At 73.4% G+C, this 14435-nt stretch carries 16 protein-coding genes; 11 read left to right on the top strand and 5 right to left on the bottom strand.

Annotation, left to right across the window (positions count from 1 at the left end; all coding sequences use genetic code 11):
- Nucleotides 1–10: 10 nt before the first annotated feature.
- Together folK and folB are read right to left on the bottom strand one after the other, a co-directional pair.
- Nucleotides 11–622, bottom strand: coding sequence for a 2-amino-4-hydroxy-6-hydroxymethyldihydropteridine diphosphokinase (gene folK / locus EBN88_RS11145; RefSeq protein ID WP_122183669.1), 612 nt, complete (start codon nucleotides 620–622; stop codon nucleotides 11–13).
- Nucleotides 619–978, bottom strand: coding sequence for a dihydroneopterin aldolase (gene folB, locus EBN88_RS11140; protein WP_122183684.1), 360 nt, complete (start codon nucleotides 976–978; stop codon nucleotides 619–621). Before folB ends, folK begins: the two co-directional genes overlap by 4 nt.
- Before the next feature lie 353 nt (nucleotides 979–1331).
- Between folB and folP the strand changes: the two genes are divergently transcribed.
- The 8 genes from folP (at nucleotide 1332) to EBN88_RS11100 (ending at nucleotide 7812) form a co-directional block, all read left to right on the top strand.
- A complete protein-coding gene (folP, locus tag EBN88_RS11135; RefSeq protein ID WP_199742318.1) occupies nucleotides 1332–2222 on the top strand; it encodes a dihydropteroate synthase in 891 nt (296 codons plus the stop codon).
- Nucleotides 2219–2731 (top strand): nuclear transport factor 2 family protein, encoded by a 513-nt coding sequence (locus tag EBN88_RS11130; protein WP_122183668.1) that lies wholly within the window; start codon nucleotides 2219–2221, stop codon nucleotides 2729–2731. Before folP ends, EBN88_RS11130 begins: the two co-directional genes overlap by 4 nt.
- Before the next feature lie 139 nt (nucleotides 2732–2870).
- Complete coding sequence (locus EBN88_RS11125; protein ID WP_122183667.1) at nucleotides 2871–3584, top strand: hypothetical protein; 714 nt, start codon at nucleotides 2871–2873, stop codon at nucleotides 3582–3584.
- Between the two features lie 35 nt (nucleotides 3585–3619).
- Nucleotides 3620–3913 carry a type VII secretion target gene (locus EBN88_RS11120; RefSeq protein WP_122183666.1) on the top strand — a complete coding sequence of 98 codons (294 nt, stop codon included), beginning with the start codon at nucleotides 3620–3622 and terminating at the stop codon, nucleotides 3911–3913.
- The gene (locus tag EBN88_RS11115) at nucleotides 3910–5430 is read left to right on the top strand and encodes an AAA family ATPase (protein ID WP_122183665.1); all 1521 of its coding nucleotides are present in this window, start codon (nucleotides 3910–3912) and stop codon (nucleotides 5428–5430) included. Before EBN88_RS11120 ends, EBN88_RS11115 begins: the two co-directional genes overlap by 4 nt.
- Complete coding sequence (locus EBN88_RS11110) at nucleotides 5427–6800, top strand: hypothetical protein (protein ID WP_122183664.1); 1374 nt, start codon at nucleotides 5427–5429, stop codon at nucleotides 6798–6800. The genes EBN88_RS11115 and EBN88_RS11110 overlap by 4 nt, the downstream gene beginning before the upstream one ends.
- Entirely contained in the window at nucleotides 6797–7429 is a 633-nt protein-coding gene (locus EBN88_RS11105) for a hypothetical protein (protein WP_122183663.1), read from the top strand. Before EBN88_RS11110 ends, EBN88_RS11105 begins: the two co-directional genes overlap by 4 nt.
- A 35-nt stretch (nucleotides 7430–7464) precedes the next feature.
- Nucleotides 7465–7812: a hypothetical protein gene (locus EBN88_RS11100; protein ID WP_122183682.1), complete on the top strand. Its 348-nt coding sequence runs from the start codon at nucleotides 7465–7467 to the stop codon at nucleotides 7810–7812.
- Between the two features lie 72 nt (nucleotides 7813–7884).
- Here the strand turns inward: EBN88_RS11100 and EBN88_RS11095 are convergent, their stop codons facing one another.
- Nucleotides 7885–9288 (bottom strand): PH domain-containing protein, encoded by a 1404-nt coding sequence (locus tag EBN88_RS11095; RefSeq protein ID WP_122183662.1) that lies wholly within the window; start codon nucleotides 9286–9288, stop codon nucleotides 7885–7887.
- On the bottom strand, nucleotides 9285–9797 hold the full coding sequence (locus tag EBN88_RS11090) for a PH domain-containing protein (RefSeq protein WP_122183661.1): 513 nt from the start codon (nucleotides 9795–9797) through the stop codon (nucleotides 9285–9287). The genes EBN88_RS11095 and EBN88_RS11090 overlap by 4 nt, the downstream gene beginning before the upstream one ends.
- 203 nt (nucleotides 9798–10000) lie before the next feature.
- Between EBN88_RS11090 and EBN88_RS11085 the strand changes: the two genes are divergently transcribed.
- A complete protein-coding gene (locus tag EBN88_RS11085) occupies nucleotides 10001–11095 on the top strand; it encodes an NADH-quinone oxidoreductase subunit D (RefSeq protein ID WP_233580599.1) in 1095 nt (364 codons plus the stop codon).
- Nucleotides 11096–11106: 11 nt separating this feature from the next.
- On the opposite strand, the gene EBN88_RS11080 is transcribed toward EBN88_RS11085, so the two are convergent.
- The gene (locus tag EBN88_RS11080) at nucleotides 11107–12090 is read right to left on the bottom strand and encodes an SAM-dependent methyltransferase (RefSeq protein WP_122183659.1); all 984 of its coding nucleotides are present in this window, start codon (nucleotides 12088–12090) and stop codon (nucleotides 11107–11109) included.
- 99 nt (nucleotides 12091–12189) lie between these two features.
- On the opposite strand from EBN88_RS11080, the gene EBN88_RS11075 reads away from it, so the two are divergent.
- Together EBN88_RS11075 and EBN88_RS11070 are read left to right on the top strand one after the other, a co-directional pair.
- Nucleotides 12190–13398, top strand: coding sequence for a sensor histidine kinase (locus tag EBN88_RS11075; protein WP_122183658.1), 1209 nt, complete (start codon nucleotides 12190–12192; stop codon nucleotides 13396–13398).
- A gap of 126 nt (nucleotides 13399–13524) precedes the next feature.
- Nucleotides 13525–14202: a response regulator gene (locus EBN88_RS11070; protein ID WP_122183657.1), complete on the top strand. Its 678-nt coding sequence runs from the start codon at nucleotides 13525–13527 to the stop codon at nucleotides 14200–14202.
- The last annotated feature ends 233 nt before the right edge of the window (nucleotides 14203–14435 follow it).

The raw sequence follows: 14435 nt of genomic DNA, 5'->3' as shown, positions 1-14435 counted from the left end.
ACCGGGGGGTTCAGTCGGGGAGCACCAGCGTCAGGTCCTCGCGGAGGCGCACGCCCTGCCGCTCGACCGTCGGCAGCAGCTCCCGCAGCGGCCCGCGCCCGGGAACCTCGGCCCCCGGCTCGACATCGTGCCACGGCACCAGGACGAAGGCCCGCTCGTGGGCCCGGGGATGGGGCAGGGTGAGCGCGGGCTCGGCCGAGGTCACGCCCTGGTAGGAGACGATGTCCACGTCCAGGGTGCGCGGCCCCCACCGCACGTCGCGCACCCGCTCGAACGCCTCCTCGATGGCCTGCGCCCGCTCCAGCAGCGAGGACGGCGGCAGGGTGGTCTTCACCAGGACCACGGCGTTGAAGTAGTCGGGCTGCTCGCCCTCGGGGACGCCGACCGGGGTGGTCTCGTAGACCCGCGACACGGCCTTGACCCGGACGCCGGGGGTGTCCTCCAGCGCGTCGACGGCGCCCTGGAGGTTCTCCAGCCGGTTGCCCAGGTTGGCGCCGATGGAGAGCACGGCACGCTTGGGGTTGTGCAGCGTGGAGTCGGCCGCGTCGACCTGTCGGACCACGGAGGCGGGCACCGGCTGCACGGTCGGGTCGGGGGAGGAGGCGGCGTTGCTGGGGGTCATGCTCGGCTCCGTTTGATGGTGATGGTCACGTCGTCGAAGGGCACGGTGATCGGGGCCAGGGGCTTGTGCACGGTGACGGTGACCTCGGCCACCGCCGGGTGTGTCAGGCACTGGTCGGCGAGCCGCTGGGCCAGGGTCTCCAGCAGGTCGCAGGGCTCGCCGGCGACGATGGCGACGATCTGTTCGGCCACGACCCCGTAGTCCACGGTCAGTTCGAGCGCGTCGTCGGCGGCGGCCGGCCTGGTGTCGACGCCGAGATCCACGTCCACCACGAAGGGCTGCCCCTCGGCGCGTTCGCTGGGGAGGACCCCGTGGTGGCCCTGGGCGCGCACTCCGCGCAGCGCGATGCGGTCCACGGTGCTCACTCCCTCTCTCGTCCTCGCGGTCTCGTGTTCAAGCGGTCCCGCGTTCTCGTGTTCTGGTTGTGCTCGGTCGTGCTCGGCTGTGCTCGGGGCTTCGCCGAGGCGTTCGTCGGTTCGCCCGCCGCTGCTCCGGGGCCGCCCGTTCGGGGGCTGCCCGTACGGGTGCTCCCCGTCCGAGGGTTCGAATCTACCCGCGACGGGCGGCCGCTCCGCCGGAGCCCGGCGGCCGGCACGGGGGACAGCGCTCGGCCCTGCCCGCCCTGTTCCCCACCGGGGCGGCCGGGACGCCTGGTTCCGGGCCGTCGAACGCCGGTTTCGCGGGGACCACCGGCGCCTACCCTGGTGCCATGAGCATCTCGCATGGCCAGGTGACAGGGCTGCCCCGCTGGGACCGCTGTGCGGTGATGGGGGTGGTCAACGTCACACCCGACTCGTTCTCCGACGGCGGACGGTGGTTCGATCCCGAGTCGGCGGTCAAACGCGGGCTCGATCTGGTGGCCGAGGGCGCCGACCTGATCGACGTCGGCGGCGAGTCGACCCGCCCGGGGGCCACCCGGGTGGACGAGGCGGAGGAGCTGCGCCGGGTGGTGCCGGTGGTGCGCGAGCTGGTGGACCGGGGTGCGCTGGTCAGCGTGGACACCACGCGGGCCTCGGTGGCCGAGCGCGCGATCGAGGCCGGCGCCCGGCTGGTCAACGACGTCAGCGGCGGCCGGGCCGACCCGGCGATGGTGCCGCTGGTCGCCGAACGGGCCGTGCCCTTCGTGGTGATGCACTGGCGCGGGCGGAGCCTCGACATGAACGAGCGGGCCGTCTACGCCGACGTGGTCGGCGAGGTGGTCGCCGAGCTGCGGGAGAGCGTCGAGGGCGCGGTCGCCGGCGGCATCGCGCCGCAGCGGCTGGTGGTCGACCCGGGCCTGGGCTTCGCCAAGCGGGCCGAGCAGGACCTGACGCTGCTGGCCGCGCTCGGCCGGCTCCGCGCCGAGCTGCCGTTCCCGCTGCTGGTCGCCGCCTCCCGCAAGAGGTTCCTCGGGCGGGTGCTGGCCGGCCCCGACGGCACCCCGCCGCCCGCGCGGGAGCGGGACGCCGCGACGGCGGCGGTCTCGGCGCTGGCGGCGGCGGCTGGCGCGTGGGCGGTGCGGGTACACGAGGCACGGGCCAGCGCGGACGCCGTCCGGGTGGCCCGGGCCATCGAAGAGGCGAACAGCCGGGCGGTCGACGGCGGGGAGGGAGCGGCATGACCGGAGCGAGCACCGACATCGAGGCGGTCGCGGCGGCCAACACGGCGCTCTATGACGCGATCGAGCGGGGCGACCTGGACGCCCTGACGGAGCGTTGGCTGATGGACGACATCAGCGTGGTGCACCCGGGCTGGCCGGTGATCAACGGCCGGGCCGAGGTGCTGCGTTCCTACGCGCTGATCATGGCCAACACCGACTACATCCAGTTCTTCCTCACCGATGTCGAGGTGTCGGTGGTGGGCGACACGGCGCTGGTGACCTGCACCGAGAACATCCTCAGCGGCGGTCCTTCGGAGGCGGAGGGCGAAGTGGGGCCGCTGGTCGGCGGGTTGGTGGTGGCCACCAACGTCTTCCGCAGGGCCGAGGACGGCGAGTGGCGGGTCTGGTCGCACCACGGCTCGCCGGTGCTGATCGACCAGGACGACGACGCCGACGACGAGGACGACGGCGAGAGCGCGCCCCTCGACGACCGCGACGAGGGCGGCGGCGGGTTGACCGGGATCGGCTGACCCCGGGTCAGCGGGACCGGGGTCGTTCTCCCGGACCCGAGCTTCCCTTCCGGGCGCCCTGCTGGTTGGATGCGGAACGAAAGAACGGTATCGGGGGCTGATCGGACGGGAGTTCCGCGTGGCACGGGCGGAGGAACGCATGGCGTTCGGGGGGAACGACGGCGGGGCCGGCCTGACCGCGCGGGAAAAGCCGGCGGAAATTCGGGCCAACCAGCCCGAGAAGGACGGGGGAAAGGCGCGCGGGAAGGACGGGGACGGGCCGCCGAAGCGTTATCACCTGATCACGCCGACGGACTGGTTCCGCATCCCGCTGCGGTCGGAGACCAAGCGGAACAGGGCCATTCAGATCCTGGTGGACATGGCCTATCCCAACCGGGACGAATTCACCGTGAAGCGGCACGAGTTGCGTGAGCTGCTGACCGACGTCACGCAGAGCGCGGCCCAACGCGACGCCATCGAGATCTATCTGGCCACCCAGGCGGAACTCGGCATTCCGATCCCGGCCAGCCTCATGGTGACGGCCGAGCCCGAGAACCCGGCGATGCCCCAGCAGCTGCCCACGTCCCTGCTGGCCGACGGCATCAGGGACCGCTACCAGGACGCGGCCGAGGTGACCGTGGTCACCCTCCCCTCGGGCGAGGCGGTGCGCAGCCGCCGGGAGGAACTCAGCGAGGACTCAAGGGAACTGGGACAGAGTAAAGAGCGTCCCAACACCTTGCTGGAGTTCTACCTGCCGGTGCCCCGCTCCACCGCGTGGCTGGTGCTCACGTTCAGCGCGCCGCTGAAGGAGCTGGCGGACGCCCAGGTCCAGATGTTCGACGCCATTGCCGCTTCTTTCCGGTGGTCCGAGTAACGACCGACCGGGCCCCGTATCCAGGAGGAGGGGGAATGTCCGACCTTGACATCACCGTGGACGAAGTCCGCGAACTCGGCCAAACGCTGCGCCTGGTGGCGACGGAGTTCGAGAACTCCGAGGACATCGCGTCCGAGTATGCCGACGAGGTGAGCCACCGCGATCTCGCACACGAACTTGAGGAGTTCGCGGAGAACTGGCGAATACACCGCAACAAGCTGATGGACGGCCTGAGAACGTTGGCCGAACACGCCACCCAGGCCGCCGAGGGCTATGACGGCATCGAGACCGAGCTGGCCAACGCGCTCCAGGGGGGTGGCAACGGGTGAGCGGCCGACCGGCGGACTGGCATCCGTTGACCCCGGACGGAAACGACCCGATCCCCGGCGACTGGGAGATGGTCCAGGAGGCGGCGGCACGCTACCGGCGCACCGCCGACGCGATCCAGCGGGCCAAGGAGCTGCTGGAGAACGTCAGCGACAGCGAGGACGGCTGGCAGTCCGAGGCCGGCACCGCCTTCCGCGAGAAGTCGACCGAGGTCTCCGACGACGTGTGGCAGGCGTGGGGCCGCTATGACGCGGCGGCCAACGCGCTGGCCGGCTACTGGCCCGAGTTGCAGGACGCGCAGACCGAGAGCCTGACGCTGCGCACCGAGGCCATCGAGGTCCAGGAGCAGATCACCAGCCTCAGCGGCCGGATCGACGGCGCCCGGCAGGACGCGGACGCCGCCTCGGACTCCGACGCCGACGACGCCGAGGACCGCGAGGAGGAGGCCAACCGGCAGGTCGAGAGCCTCCAGGGGCAACTCGATTTCCAGCAGGGCGAGTTGACCCGGCTGCGCAACCGGCTGGCGGAGATTGTCGAGGCCAAGGACCAGGCCGCGCAGCGGGCCGCCGACGCGATCGGCGACTTCATCGGCGGCGACGGCCTCAAGGACGGCTTCTGGGACCGCGTCGGCGAGGTCATCGACGCGATCAAGAACGTGCTGATCGTGATCGGCGAGTGGGCGGGGAGGATCGCCGCGATCTGCGGGGTCCTCGCGCTGCTGGTGAGTTGGATACCCGTGGTCGGCCAGGCCCTGGCCGGCATCCTGGGCACCATCGCGCTGGTGGCGAGCGTCTTCTCCATGGTGGGCAACGCCCTCCAGGGCAAGTGGCTGAACTTCGCCCTCGACCTGGTCGGCATCCTCACCTTCGGCATCGGCCGCGCCATCGGCCCCGCGCTCTCCTCGGCGGGCGGCGCCGCGCGGTTCAGCGCGTTCCGCAACGTGATGCGGATCTCCACCGGCAACCGCGCCGCCCGCAACGCGATCGCCGCCGGCGTGGTCGGCGACGGCGCGACGCTGGCCGGCCGCGCGGGCACCGCGTTCACCCGCCCCTCGGGCCTGCTCGGCTGGGGCCGCTCCGCGTTCGGCGGGCTCGGCACCGAAATGGCCGGCAACCTGCGGGTGTTGGGCAGCGGCGCCAACTGGGGCCAGGGCTTCTCGCAGGGCATCGCGGGGCTGCGGAACATCCCGAGCGCCTTCGCAACAGCGGGACGGGGGCACGCCGGCCAGGCCGGTGCTTTTCAGTTCTTCGGCATGGGCGAAGCGGCGGGCGACGCGCTGGCGTTGGGCCGGGCGGCACGCGCCGGCGCGGACGTGGGAAGTATCGGAGCGAGCGGTGTGGGTGCGCTCGGTGCGGCGGGTGCCGGCGCCGCATCCGGACTCGTCGGGCTCTTCGCGGTTGAGGGCGTCGAATCTCTCTGGAACTGGCCGGGGCTCTCCGAGGGCGACCACCCGATGGTTGGCGACTACACCGCGCCCGGCGACTTCACCTACGACGAGAGTGAGGCCATGGTCCGATGAACACGGCGCTGCCGGTCGTCTTCCCGGCCCAGCGTCCCCTGACCCGCTGGGGGGTGCTGCGCCGGGCCCGGATCACCGTCGAGAACGGCCAGTTGGTGGTGCGCACCCACTCCGGTGCGCACGCCTGGCCGGTCGGCCCGGAGGGCGTCGCCTCGGCGATCCACCTGCCGGGGCGGCTTCCCACCGCGTTCCGCATCGGCTGGCGCGACGCGAGCAACGGGACGATCGACAAGTTCGGGGGCTGTCTCCATCTGCTGGACGGCGCGGGGCAGGCGGTGGCCTGCCTGGCGCCCAGCGACTGGGTGACGACCGGCGGCAGACCCGCCACGCTGGACCGGCCAGACGCCCGTCCCACCACCAACCTGGACCCCGGGGCCGGCGTCGACTACCTGGAACGCTCCGGACTCGGCGACCTCCTGCGCCACGCCGGCATTCCCGTGCACACGGCGCCGGACGGTCAGGAGCCGCCGCGCGCACCTGAGTTCGCGGGGACGTTGCGGCCGGGGCCCAGGACGGCCGGATCGGTGTGGCTCATGGTGGTACTCGCACTGCTGGTGCTGGTACTTCTCGCCCGTGTGGCCCCGAACGAGGTCGTCAGGGATGTGATGGTCTCCGTTCCCTTCCTGACTCTCGCACTGGTCGCCACCGTGCCGGCGGTAGTGGGCGGGTTCGCTGGCCGCCGTGCGGGTGGCACCGTCTCACTGACAGTGCTGAAACCGATCCCGGGCATCCCCGTCACCCGCGTGTTCCTCGACCGCAGCGCGCTGCGGCTCACCGAAGAAGCCATCGAACTGCGCACCGCGCAGAACGAGTGGCGGCTGATCCCGGCCCCGGCCGACCCGGTCAACGGGGTGCGGGAGGCCGTGGTGTTCGAGGACGCGGGACGCCCCTGGGGCGTGGCGCTCGCCGACGGCCGGGGAACGGTGCACGCGTTCCTGCACTGGGACACCTGGTTCGCCGGCGACCCCCAGCTCGTCGGGCTGAGCGACTTCTGCCAACGAGCCGGACTCGGCCTGCGCCGCCAGCGGTCGGCCGCGTTCCCCGGTGGCCAGCCGCAGGATCGTACCGCCCGGCCATGGAAGATGGGCGAGTACGGGTTCGACGACATCTTCGCTCTTGGAAGCCTGACTCCAGGTGCGACCCTGTTCGCCCTTCCGGTCGCCCTGTTGGGAAGCGTCGTCTGGGATGTCGAGTGGACCCCGTTCTTCCCCGTCCTCGGCGCCGCGTTCGCCATCGGGGTCGTGCCCTACGTGGTCCGGGGCGCCTACCGGAAGTGGTCGCTCAACAGGCTGGTCCAGCCGCAGGCGGTGGGCGGCTTCGAGCGCTCCGGCGGCTCGCGATTCGACAAGCAGGGAGGGGCGACGCCGTGAGCGACGCGACCGACATATCCATGGCGAAGCCGACGACCCGCTGGCTCGCCTCCTTCGAGCACCCCGAGGAGTTCTGGCACGCGCTGGAGATGGCGGAGGAGGACGCGGCCGAGCAGGTCGCGCAGGCCGTCGCCGACCGGGGCGGGGAGTACAGCCAGGACTACGCGGAGGCCGTCTACCCGGAGATCAAGGCGATCTGGGAGGGCGCGTTGGAGCGCGAGGCGTCGCCCGTCGCCGTCTACGTGCCCCCGGAGCCACTGAACTCGCGCCCCCTGGTGCCGGTCACCGCGTTCTGCGCGCCGGTGCCCACGCCGCCGGCCGGCAGCACCGTGCAGACCATGGCCCAACTCGCCGCCCAGCCCCAGCCCTACCGCTACCGCGAGCCGGGCATCAGCGTCGTGGAACTGCCGGCCGGGCCCGCCTGCCGGGTGCACGAGCTGATCCTCAACGAGCCCGGCGACGACGGCCGTCGGGTGATGGTCGAGTACGTCTCCTACTACGTGGTGCCCCCCGGCTACGACCGGGGGTTCGTCGAGCTGACCGTCACCTGGCCGAGTCCCACGCTGGGCGTCGAGATGGTGGAGACCGCCGACGACATCGCCAACACGCTCGTTGTCAGCCCCCAGTGACCCGGCCCCGAAGCCCTGAGCCCTTGGAGTTCGTCATGACCAACCCCGAGCCTGAGTACGTCTTCGACCAGGTTCAGATCGGCAAGGGCCTCAAGCCCCTGGCGCAGCACGGCTTCGTGCTGGTGGACCGGGGAACGCTGACCCTGCTGGGCTCCGACCGGCAGCACATCGACAGCGGGCCGCTGAACCAGATCGCCGCGAAGAAGGTGAGGTTCACCGGCGGCAAGACCGTCTCGCTGACGTTGAACGGCACCAAGTACAACGTCTCGCCCGGCTGGGGCGCCCGGGGCGTCTTCGTGCTGCCCGGCGACACCGGCCATGTGAAGACGGCGGCCGAGGCCCTGCTCCGCCTCATCGCCCTCGGCGGCGGCCAGGCGGGCTGAACGGAACGAACCGCGCGAACCGCGCGAACCGCGCGAACCGGCCTGCGGGCCCTGCGGGTTGGGCCCCCGGGCTCAGCCCGCCCCGCCGGCCGGTCGGGCCGTCAGCCAGCGGTCGGGCGCCGCGGTGCGGCGGCCCAGGCGGGAGCGTTCCGCCTGCCGGGCCACCTCGTCGGTGGCGTAGGTCGCGTCCTGGAGCCGGGCGGTCGCGGTGCCGCCGGCGCCCTGGTCGACATGGATCGAGGCCAGCCGGAGCCGCCGCTCCCACGGCCCCTGGGTCAGCCGGACGCTCTGCACCTTGGCGTGCGGCACCAGGATGTGCGTGCGCCGCAGCCGCCCGCGCCGGGCCACGAACACCGCGTCCGTCACGCCGTGCCCGTAGCCGACCCGCCACACCGGCACCGCCCAACGCGCCCGCCGGGGCGCCGGGTTGACGGCGCCCAGGGTCTGGTCAAGGTCCACCTCGGGCAGGATGCGGCCGAGCAGCGCCCGCACCGTCTCGCGGGTGGCGACCGGCAGCAGCAGCCCGCCCACGTTGCCCTCGCCGGCCACGTCCAGCTGGACGCGCAGCCAGCCGCGCGGCCGCCACAGCAGCGGCTCCACGATCTTCACCGCCTGCACCCGGCCCGGCGGCACCGTGGCGTGGTCGCGCTGGAGCAGGCCGTGGTCCAGGCGCAGCCCGTCGGGCGACTCGCTGACCGTCCAGCCGTACTGGGTGAGGAACGCGCCCAGGCTGCCGCGCCAGATCGCCGCCAGCAGCGGCAGCAGCACGGCCAACGCCGGCAGCACGCTGTCCGTCGCCAGCCAGATCAGCGGGGTGACCAGCAGCGCGCCCAACAGCGCGCCCCAGCCGCTGCCCAGCAGCGCCAGCGACCAGCCCAGCATCCGGGCGTCCACCTGGTGCAGCTCACGCGCCGGGGCCTCGCCCGCGCTCGACGCGGCCTCGGGCGCGATCCCGGCGGCGCGGGCGAGGAGTTCGGCGCGCAGCTCGGTCGCCTCGCGCTCGGCGAGGAACGCCAGCTCGTCGGCCGAGCCCGAGCCGACCACGTCCATCTTGAGCTTGGCCACCCCGAACGCCCTGGCCAGCAGCGGCCGCGAGATGTCGATGGCCTGGATGCGGTCCAGCCGCAGATGCGCGGTGCGGCGGAACAACAGGCCGGTGCGGATGCGGAGTTCGGTGTCGGTGACGAGATAGCGGGTGACCCGCCAGGAGAGGTAGCCGTAGGCGGTGGCGCCCAGCACCAGCACCGCCACCCCGAGCAGCAGCCAGCCCAGGCCGGCGCCCTCGGCCTGGTCGCGCACCTCGGCCGCGTTCTGCAACGCGACGGCGAAGAGCCCGGCCAGCGGCGCCCAGGCCCGGCGCCAGGGGGTGAGCGGGTGCAGCCGCTTGCCCTGGCCGACGGGGATCTCCGCGCCGTTCTCCGCCGGGGCGTCCGGGGCGTCCGGGGCGTCCGGTGGCTGGTCCCCCGGCCCGTTCACAGCCCGGCCGATCGCGCTTCGCCCAGCTCGGTCAGCCGGTCCCGCAGCCGTTCCGCCTCGGCCGGGGCCAGCCCGGGGATGGCGGCGTCCGTCGCGGCGGCCGCCGTGTGCAGTTGCAGCCTGGCCAGCCCGAACCGCCGCTCCAGCGGGCCCGAGGTGACCTCGACCAGCTGCATCCGGCCGTAGGGCACCACCGTCAGCTGCTGCCAGAGCACGCCCCGGCTGATCAACAGGTCGTCGTCCCGCTCCAGATAGCGCCACGAGCGCCAGTTCCGCGCGAGCGCCCACCAGCCCCAGCCGCCGGCGGCCAGCACCGGCAGAGCCAGCAGCGCCCACAGCGGCGCGCCGAGCAGCGGCGGCAGCACCGCGCCGACCAGCGCCAGCGGGCCCAGCCAACAGACCAGCAGCAGCCGGCGCAGCGAGAGCACCCCCGCCTCGATGGGCCGCCAGCGGTCGTCGGCCACCCCGGGCCCGCCGCCGGACCCCGGGCCCCGTACCACCGTGTCCATGTCGGAAAGCTTAAGTCGGAACGCCCGGAACGTGACGCGCGTCGCTTCGCCCCGGGCCGAGACGTTCCCCGGGGGCGAATGACAGACTGGCCGGCATGGCGGAGACCGGGACGGCTCAGACGGGGACGGCGGCGGCGTTCGACGGGGCCTCGGCGGCCACCCACACCACGGTCGGGGTCGGCGGCGCGGCCGAGAGCACCGACATGGTGCTCAACATCGGTCCCCAACACCCCTCGACGCACGGGGTGTTGCGGCTGCGGCTGGTGCTCGACGGGGAGCGGATCTCCGAGGCGGAGCCCATCGTCGGCTATATGCACCGGGGCGCGGAGAAGCTCTTCGAGGTGCGCGACTACCGCCAGATCGTGGTGCTCGCCAACCGGCACGACTGGCTGTCCGCGTTCGCCAACGAACTGGGCGTGGTGCTGGCCGTCGAGCGGATGCTGGGCATGGAGGTGCCCGAGCGCGCCGTGTGGCTGCGCACCCTGCTGGCCGAGTTGAACCGGGTGCTCAACCACCTGATGTTCCTCGGCTCCTACCCGCTGGAGCTGGGCGGGCTGACGCCGATCTTCTATGCCTTCACCGAACGGGAGAGCCTCCAGCGGGTGATGGAGGAGGTCTCCGGCGGCCGGATGCACTACATGTTCAACCGGGTCGGCGGCCTCAAGGACGAGCTGCCGGCCGGCTGGACCGGGCGGGCGCGGAGGGCGGTGGCCGAGGTCCGCGCCGGGCTGCCCCGGATCTCCGAACTGGTGCTGGGCAACGAGGTGTTCCGGGCCCGCACCCGGGGCGTCGGCGTGCTGCGGCCCGAGGTGGCGCGCGCCTACGGCGTCACCGGGCCGATCGCCAGGGCCAGCGGCGTGGACTTCGACCTGCGCCGCGACGAGCCGTATCTGGCCTATGGCGAACTGTCCGAAACCCTGCGGGTGGTGACCCGGACGGCGGGCGACTGCCTGGCCCGCTTCGAGGTGCTGCTGGAGCAGACGAGCAACTCCCTCGACCTCGCCGACGCCTGCCTCGACCGGCTGGCCGAGCTGCCGCCCGGCCCGGTCAACCAGCGGCTCCCCAAGGTGCTCAAGGCCCCCGAGGGCGCCACCTACGCCTGGACGGAGAACCCGCTGGGCGTCAACGGCTACTACCTGGTCTCCAAGGGCGAGAAGACCCCGCACCGGCTGAAGCTGCGCTCGGCGTCGTTCAACAACATCCAGGCGCTGCGCGAGCTGCTGCCCGGCACGCTGGTCGCGGACATGGTGGCGATCCTGGGCTCGTTCTTCTTCGTGGTCGGCGACATCGACAAGTAGCCGGGGCGGGTCTACAAAGGCACGGCCACGCCCACCGGTTGCAGCAGCCAGCGGAAGCCGCCCAGGCCGCCCGGGTCGGTCAGCTCGGCGGCCGAGCCGGCCTCGGCCAGGGCGCGCACATAGCCCGCCGGGTCGGTGCGCGCCTGCTCCCACGGCGGACGCGCCCCCCGCACGCCCAGCGCGCGCAACGCCTCACGCTGGCTGAGCGTCCGCGCGCCGGGGCGCACGGCAGCGCAGGAGTCCAACGCCACATGCGCCGTCAGATCGCACCGCCCGTCCGGCACCGGCGGCACCGCCCGCCCCCGCCGGTAGCCGGTCAACGTGCCGCCGGCCGGCCGGTCGGCGGCGGTGTGCGCGTAGTCCACGGCCACCGCCAGCCCCCGCGCCAGCGTGGCCACCGCGCCCGCCCACGCCGCGTCCCTGGTCAGCCCGATCTCGGCCCGTTCCCCCGGCTCCCCGGACAGCGGCCACCAGCGCCGCAGCCACGCCTCCTCGGCCGGCGCGAGCGGCGGCCCGAGCCGTTCCGCGCCCTCCTCGTCCACCAGCACCCGCCGCGCCACGCCCGCCGCGTCGGTCTCGGCCACCTCCAACGGCACGTTGTCCAGCCACTCGTTGGCGAAGAGCAGCCCCACCGTTCCCTCGGGCGGCGTCGCGCGCCAGGTCACGCGCGGGTCGAGCCCGGTCGGCCGTTCGGCCAGCTCCACGGCGAACGGCCGCAGCCGGTCGGCCAGTTCGGGCGGCGCGACGGCCAACACGCCGGCGAGCAGCTCGCCGCGCCCCGCGCCCAGGTCCACCAGCGCCAGCTCGGCCGGGTGGTCCAGCGCGGCGTCCACCCTGGTCAGAAGTTCGACGACGGCCCGCGCGAAGAGCGGCGAGGCGTGCACCGACGTCCTGAAGTGCGCGGCCGGCGGCTGCTCGCGATAGAAGCCGCCGGGCCCGTAGAGGGCCCGCTCCATCGCCGCGCCCCAGCCTTGCGCTGGGGTGTGCCCTGCCATCCCGGGGGCCCTCCGTCCACCTTGAGGAGTAGTTGAGCGCTTCACGTATCGGCCGCCGGGCTGACTCCCCGGCCGATCCCAGTGCCTACGCTGGGTGAAGTGAACCGGCTCTATGACTTTCTCCGCCGCCACCCGACGTGGGTGGACGGCTGCTGGGCGTTTGTGCTCGTGTTCACCTCCGTCATGATCATCGCCCTGCCCGCCGAAGGAGGGTACGACGGGCCGCTGACCGGGGCCCTGGTGGTGACCCTCGTCATGGGCGTGGTGGTGCTGCTGCGGCGGCGCTGGCCCGAGCAGATGCTGGGACTCGCGATCCTGACCGGCCTCGGCCAGATCGCCGCCAACATCACGCCGCTGCCCGCCAACTTCGCCCTGATGGTGATCATCTTCACGGTGGCGGCCCGCCCCGAGCGCTGGCCCTCCCGGCTGGGCCTGCTGACCTCCGTGGCCGCGCCCACGCTGGCCACCGTGCGCTGGCCCGACGCCGAGGAGCAGTCGCTCGCCAACCGCGTCATCGCCGGCATCTTCCTGACCGGCGTGTTCTGCCTGGCCTGGGTGCTCGGCGACTCGCTGCGCACCCGGCGCGCCTACTACGCCGAGCTGGAGGCGCGCGCCGCCCGCCTGGAGCGGGAGCGGGAGACCCAGGCCAGGATGGCCGTCGCCGCCGAACGCGCCCGCATCGCCCGCGAGTTGCACGACGTGGTGGCGCACAACGTCTCGGTGATGGTGGTCCAGGCCGACGGCGCCGCCTATGTCCTCGACAGCGCCCCCGACCAGTGCCGCAACGCGCTGCGCACCATCTCGGGCACCGGCCGCCAGGCCCTCGCCGAGATGCGCCGGCTGCTGGGCGTGCTGCGCACCGAGGACAGCGCGGTCGGCGCCCAGGACTATGTGCCGCAGCCCGGCGTCGAGCAGCTCGCCGAGCTGGTGGACCAGGTCAGGGACACCGGGCTCGCCGTCGACTTCCGGATCTCCGGCGAGCCCAGGCCGCTGCCCAGCGGCGTGGAGCTGACCGCCTACCGGATCGTCCAGGAGGCCCTCACCAACACCCGCAAGCACGGCGGCCCCGACGCCGGCGCGACCGTCACCCTGGAGTACGGCGGCGACGCGTTGACCGTCCTCGCCGAGGACGACGGGCGCGGCGCCCAGCAGGAGCTGTACGAGGGGCGCGGCGCCGACGGGCAGGGGCACGGGCTGATCGGGATGCGGGAGCGGGTCGGCATGGTCAACGGGATGCTGGTCGCCGGGCCCCGCCCGGGCGGCGGCTTCCGCATCAGCGCCACCCTGCCGCTCAACGGGGGCCAGTGATGACCGCCCTTGACGCGGCCGACCGGCTGGCGCACCATCCACCGGACCCGTTCACCGGCCGGCCCGCCGGCGGGCCGGTCCGTCAGACCACCAGCCCGTGCACCAGCCAGCGAGGGACAGCCCCCGATGCCGATCCGCGTGATGCTCGTCGACGACCAGGCGCTGCTGCGCACCGGCTTCCGGATGGTGCTCTCCGCCCAGCCCGACATCACGGTGGCCGCCGAGGCGGGCGACGGCGCTGAGGCCCTGGAGCTGCTGCGCTCCACCGCCGTCGACGTGGTGCTGATGGACGTGCGGATGCCACGGATGGACGGCGTCGAGGCCACCCGCCGGATCTGCGAGGGCGGCGAGGGCGGGCCCGGCTCGCCCCGGGTGCTGATCCTGACGACGTTCGACCTCGACGAGTACGCGTTCAGCGGGCTCCAGTCCGGCGCCTCCGGGTTCCTCCTCAAGGACGTCCCGCCGGACGAGCTGCTCGCGGCGATCCGCGCCGTGCACAGCGGCGACGCGGTGGTCGCGCCCTCCACCACCCGGCGGCTGCTCAACCGCTTCGTGACGCTGCTGCCGGGACCGCGCGAACGGGAGCGCCCCGAGCTGGACCTGCTGACCGACCGGGAGCGCGAGGTGCTGCTGCTGATCGCGCAGGGCCTGTCCAACGCGGAGATCGCCGCCCGGCTCGTCGTCTCCGAGGCGACGGTGAAGACCCATGTGGGCCGGGTGTTGAACAAGCTGCACCTGCGCGACCGGGTGCAGGCCGTGGTCCTCGCCTACGAGGCGGGCCTAGTGCGGGCCGGCGGGCAGTAGCCCCGCGCCCGTTCTCCCTTGGCCGGCGGCGCGGACGGCGCGGCGCCGGCGCCGTAGCATGAGGGGGACGTCCGGTACCCCGGGGACGGACCGGAACGCTCGACCAGGAAGAGAACCCACGTGAACGCCGCCCAAGCGCCCCGCGCCGCCGAGGCGCACGACCGCCCGGCGCGGCTGCGCGTCGGCGTCGTCGGCGCCGGCCGGGTCGGCCCGGTGCTGGCCGCCGCGCTGCG

This window comes from Streptomyces triticirhizae (assembly GCF_003696235.1).
Taxonomy (GTDB): domain Bacteria; phylum Actinomycetota; class Actinomycetes; order Streptomycetales; family Streptomycetaceae; genus Streptomyces; species Streptomyces triticirhizae.
The sequence above is the reverse complement of the archived record's forward strand: the minus strand, read 5'-3'. Positions and strand labels throughout refer to the sequence as shown.

Bases quoted from the DNA above. Each gene is read 5' to 3' on its own strand.
- folK (WP_122183669.1), bottom strand. From the start codon at position 622: ATGACCCCCAGCAACGCCGCCTCCTCCCCCGACCCGACCGTGCAGCCG.
- folP (WP_199742318.1), top strand. From the start codon at position 1,332: ATGAGCATCTCGCATGGCCAGGTGACAGGGCTGCCCCGCTGGGACCGC.
- EBN88_RS11130 (WP_122183668.1), top strand. From the start codon at position 2,219: ATGACCGGAGCGAGCACCGACATCGAGGCGGTCGCGGCGGCCAACACG.
- EBN88_RS11125 (WP_122183667.1), top strand. From the start codon at position 2,871: ATGGCGTTCGGGGGGAACGACGGCGGGGCCGGCCTGACCGCGCGGGAA.
- EBN88_RS11120 (WP_122183666.1), top strand. From the start codon at position 3,620: ATGTCCGACCTTGACATCACCGTGGACGAAGTCCGCGAACTCGGCCAA.
- EBN88_RS11110 (WP_122183664.1), top strand. From the start codon at position 5,427: ATGAACACGGCGCTGCCGGTCGTCTTCCCGGCCCAGCGTCCCCTGACC.
- EBN88_RS11100 (WP_122183682.1), top strand. From the start codon at position 7,465: ATGACCAACCCCGAGCCTGAGTACGTCTTCGACCAGGTTCAGATCGGC.
- EBN88_RS11090 (WP_122183661.1), bottom strand. From the start codon at position 9,797: ATGGACACGGTGGTACGGGGCCCGGGGTCCGGCGGCGGGCCCGGGGTG.
- EBN88_RS11085 (WP_233580599.1), top strand. From the start codon at position 10,001: ATGGTGCTCAACATCGGTCCCCAACACCCCTCGACGCACGGGGTGTTG.
- EBN88_RS11080 (WP_122183659.1), bottom strand. From the start codon at position 12,090: ATGGCAGGGCACACCCCAGCGCAAGGCTGGGGCGCGGCGATGGAGCGG.
- EBN88_RS11070 (WP_122183657.1), top strand. From the start codon at position 13,525: ATGCCGATCCGCGTGATGCTCGTCGACGACCAGGCGCTGCTGCGCACC.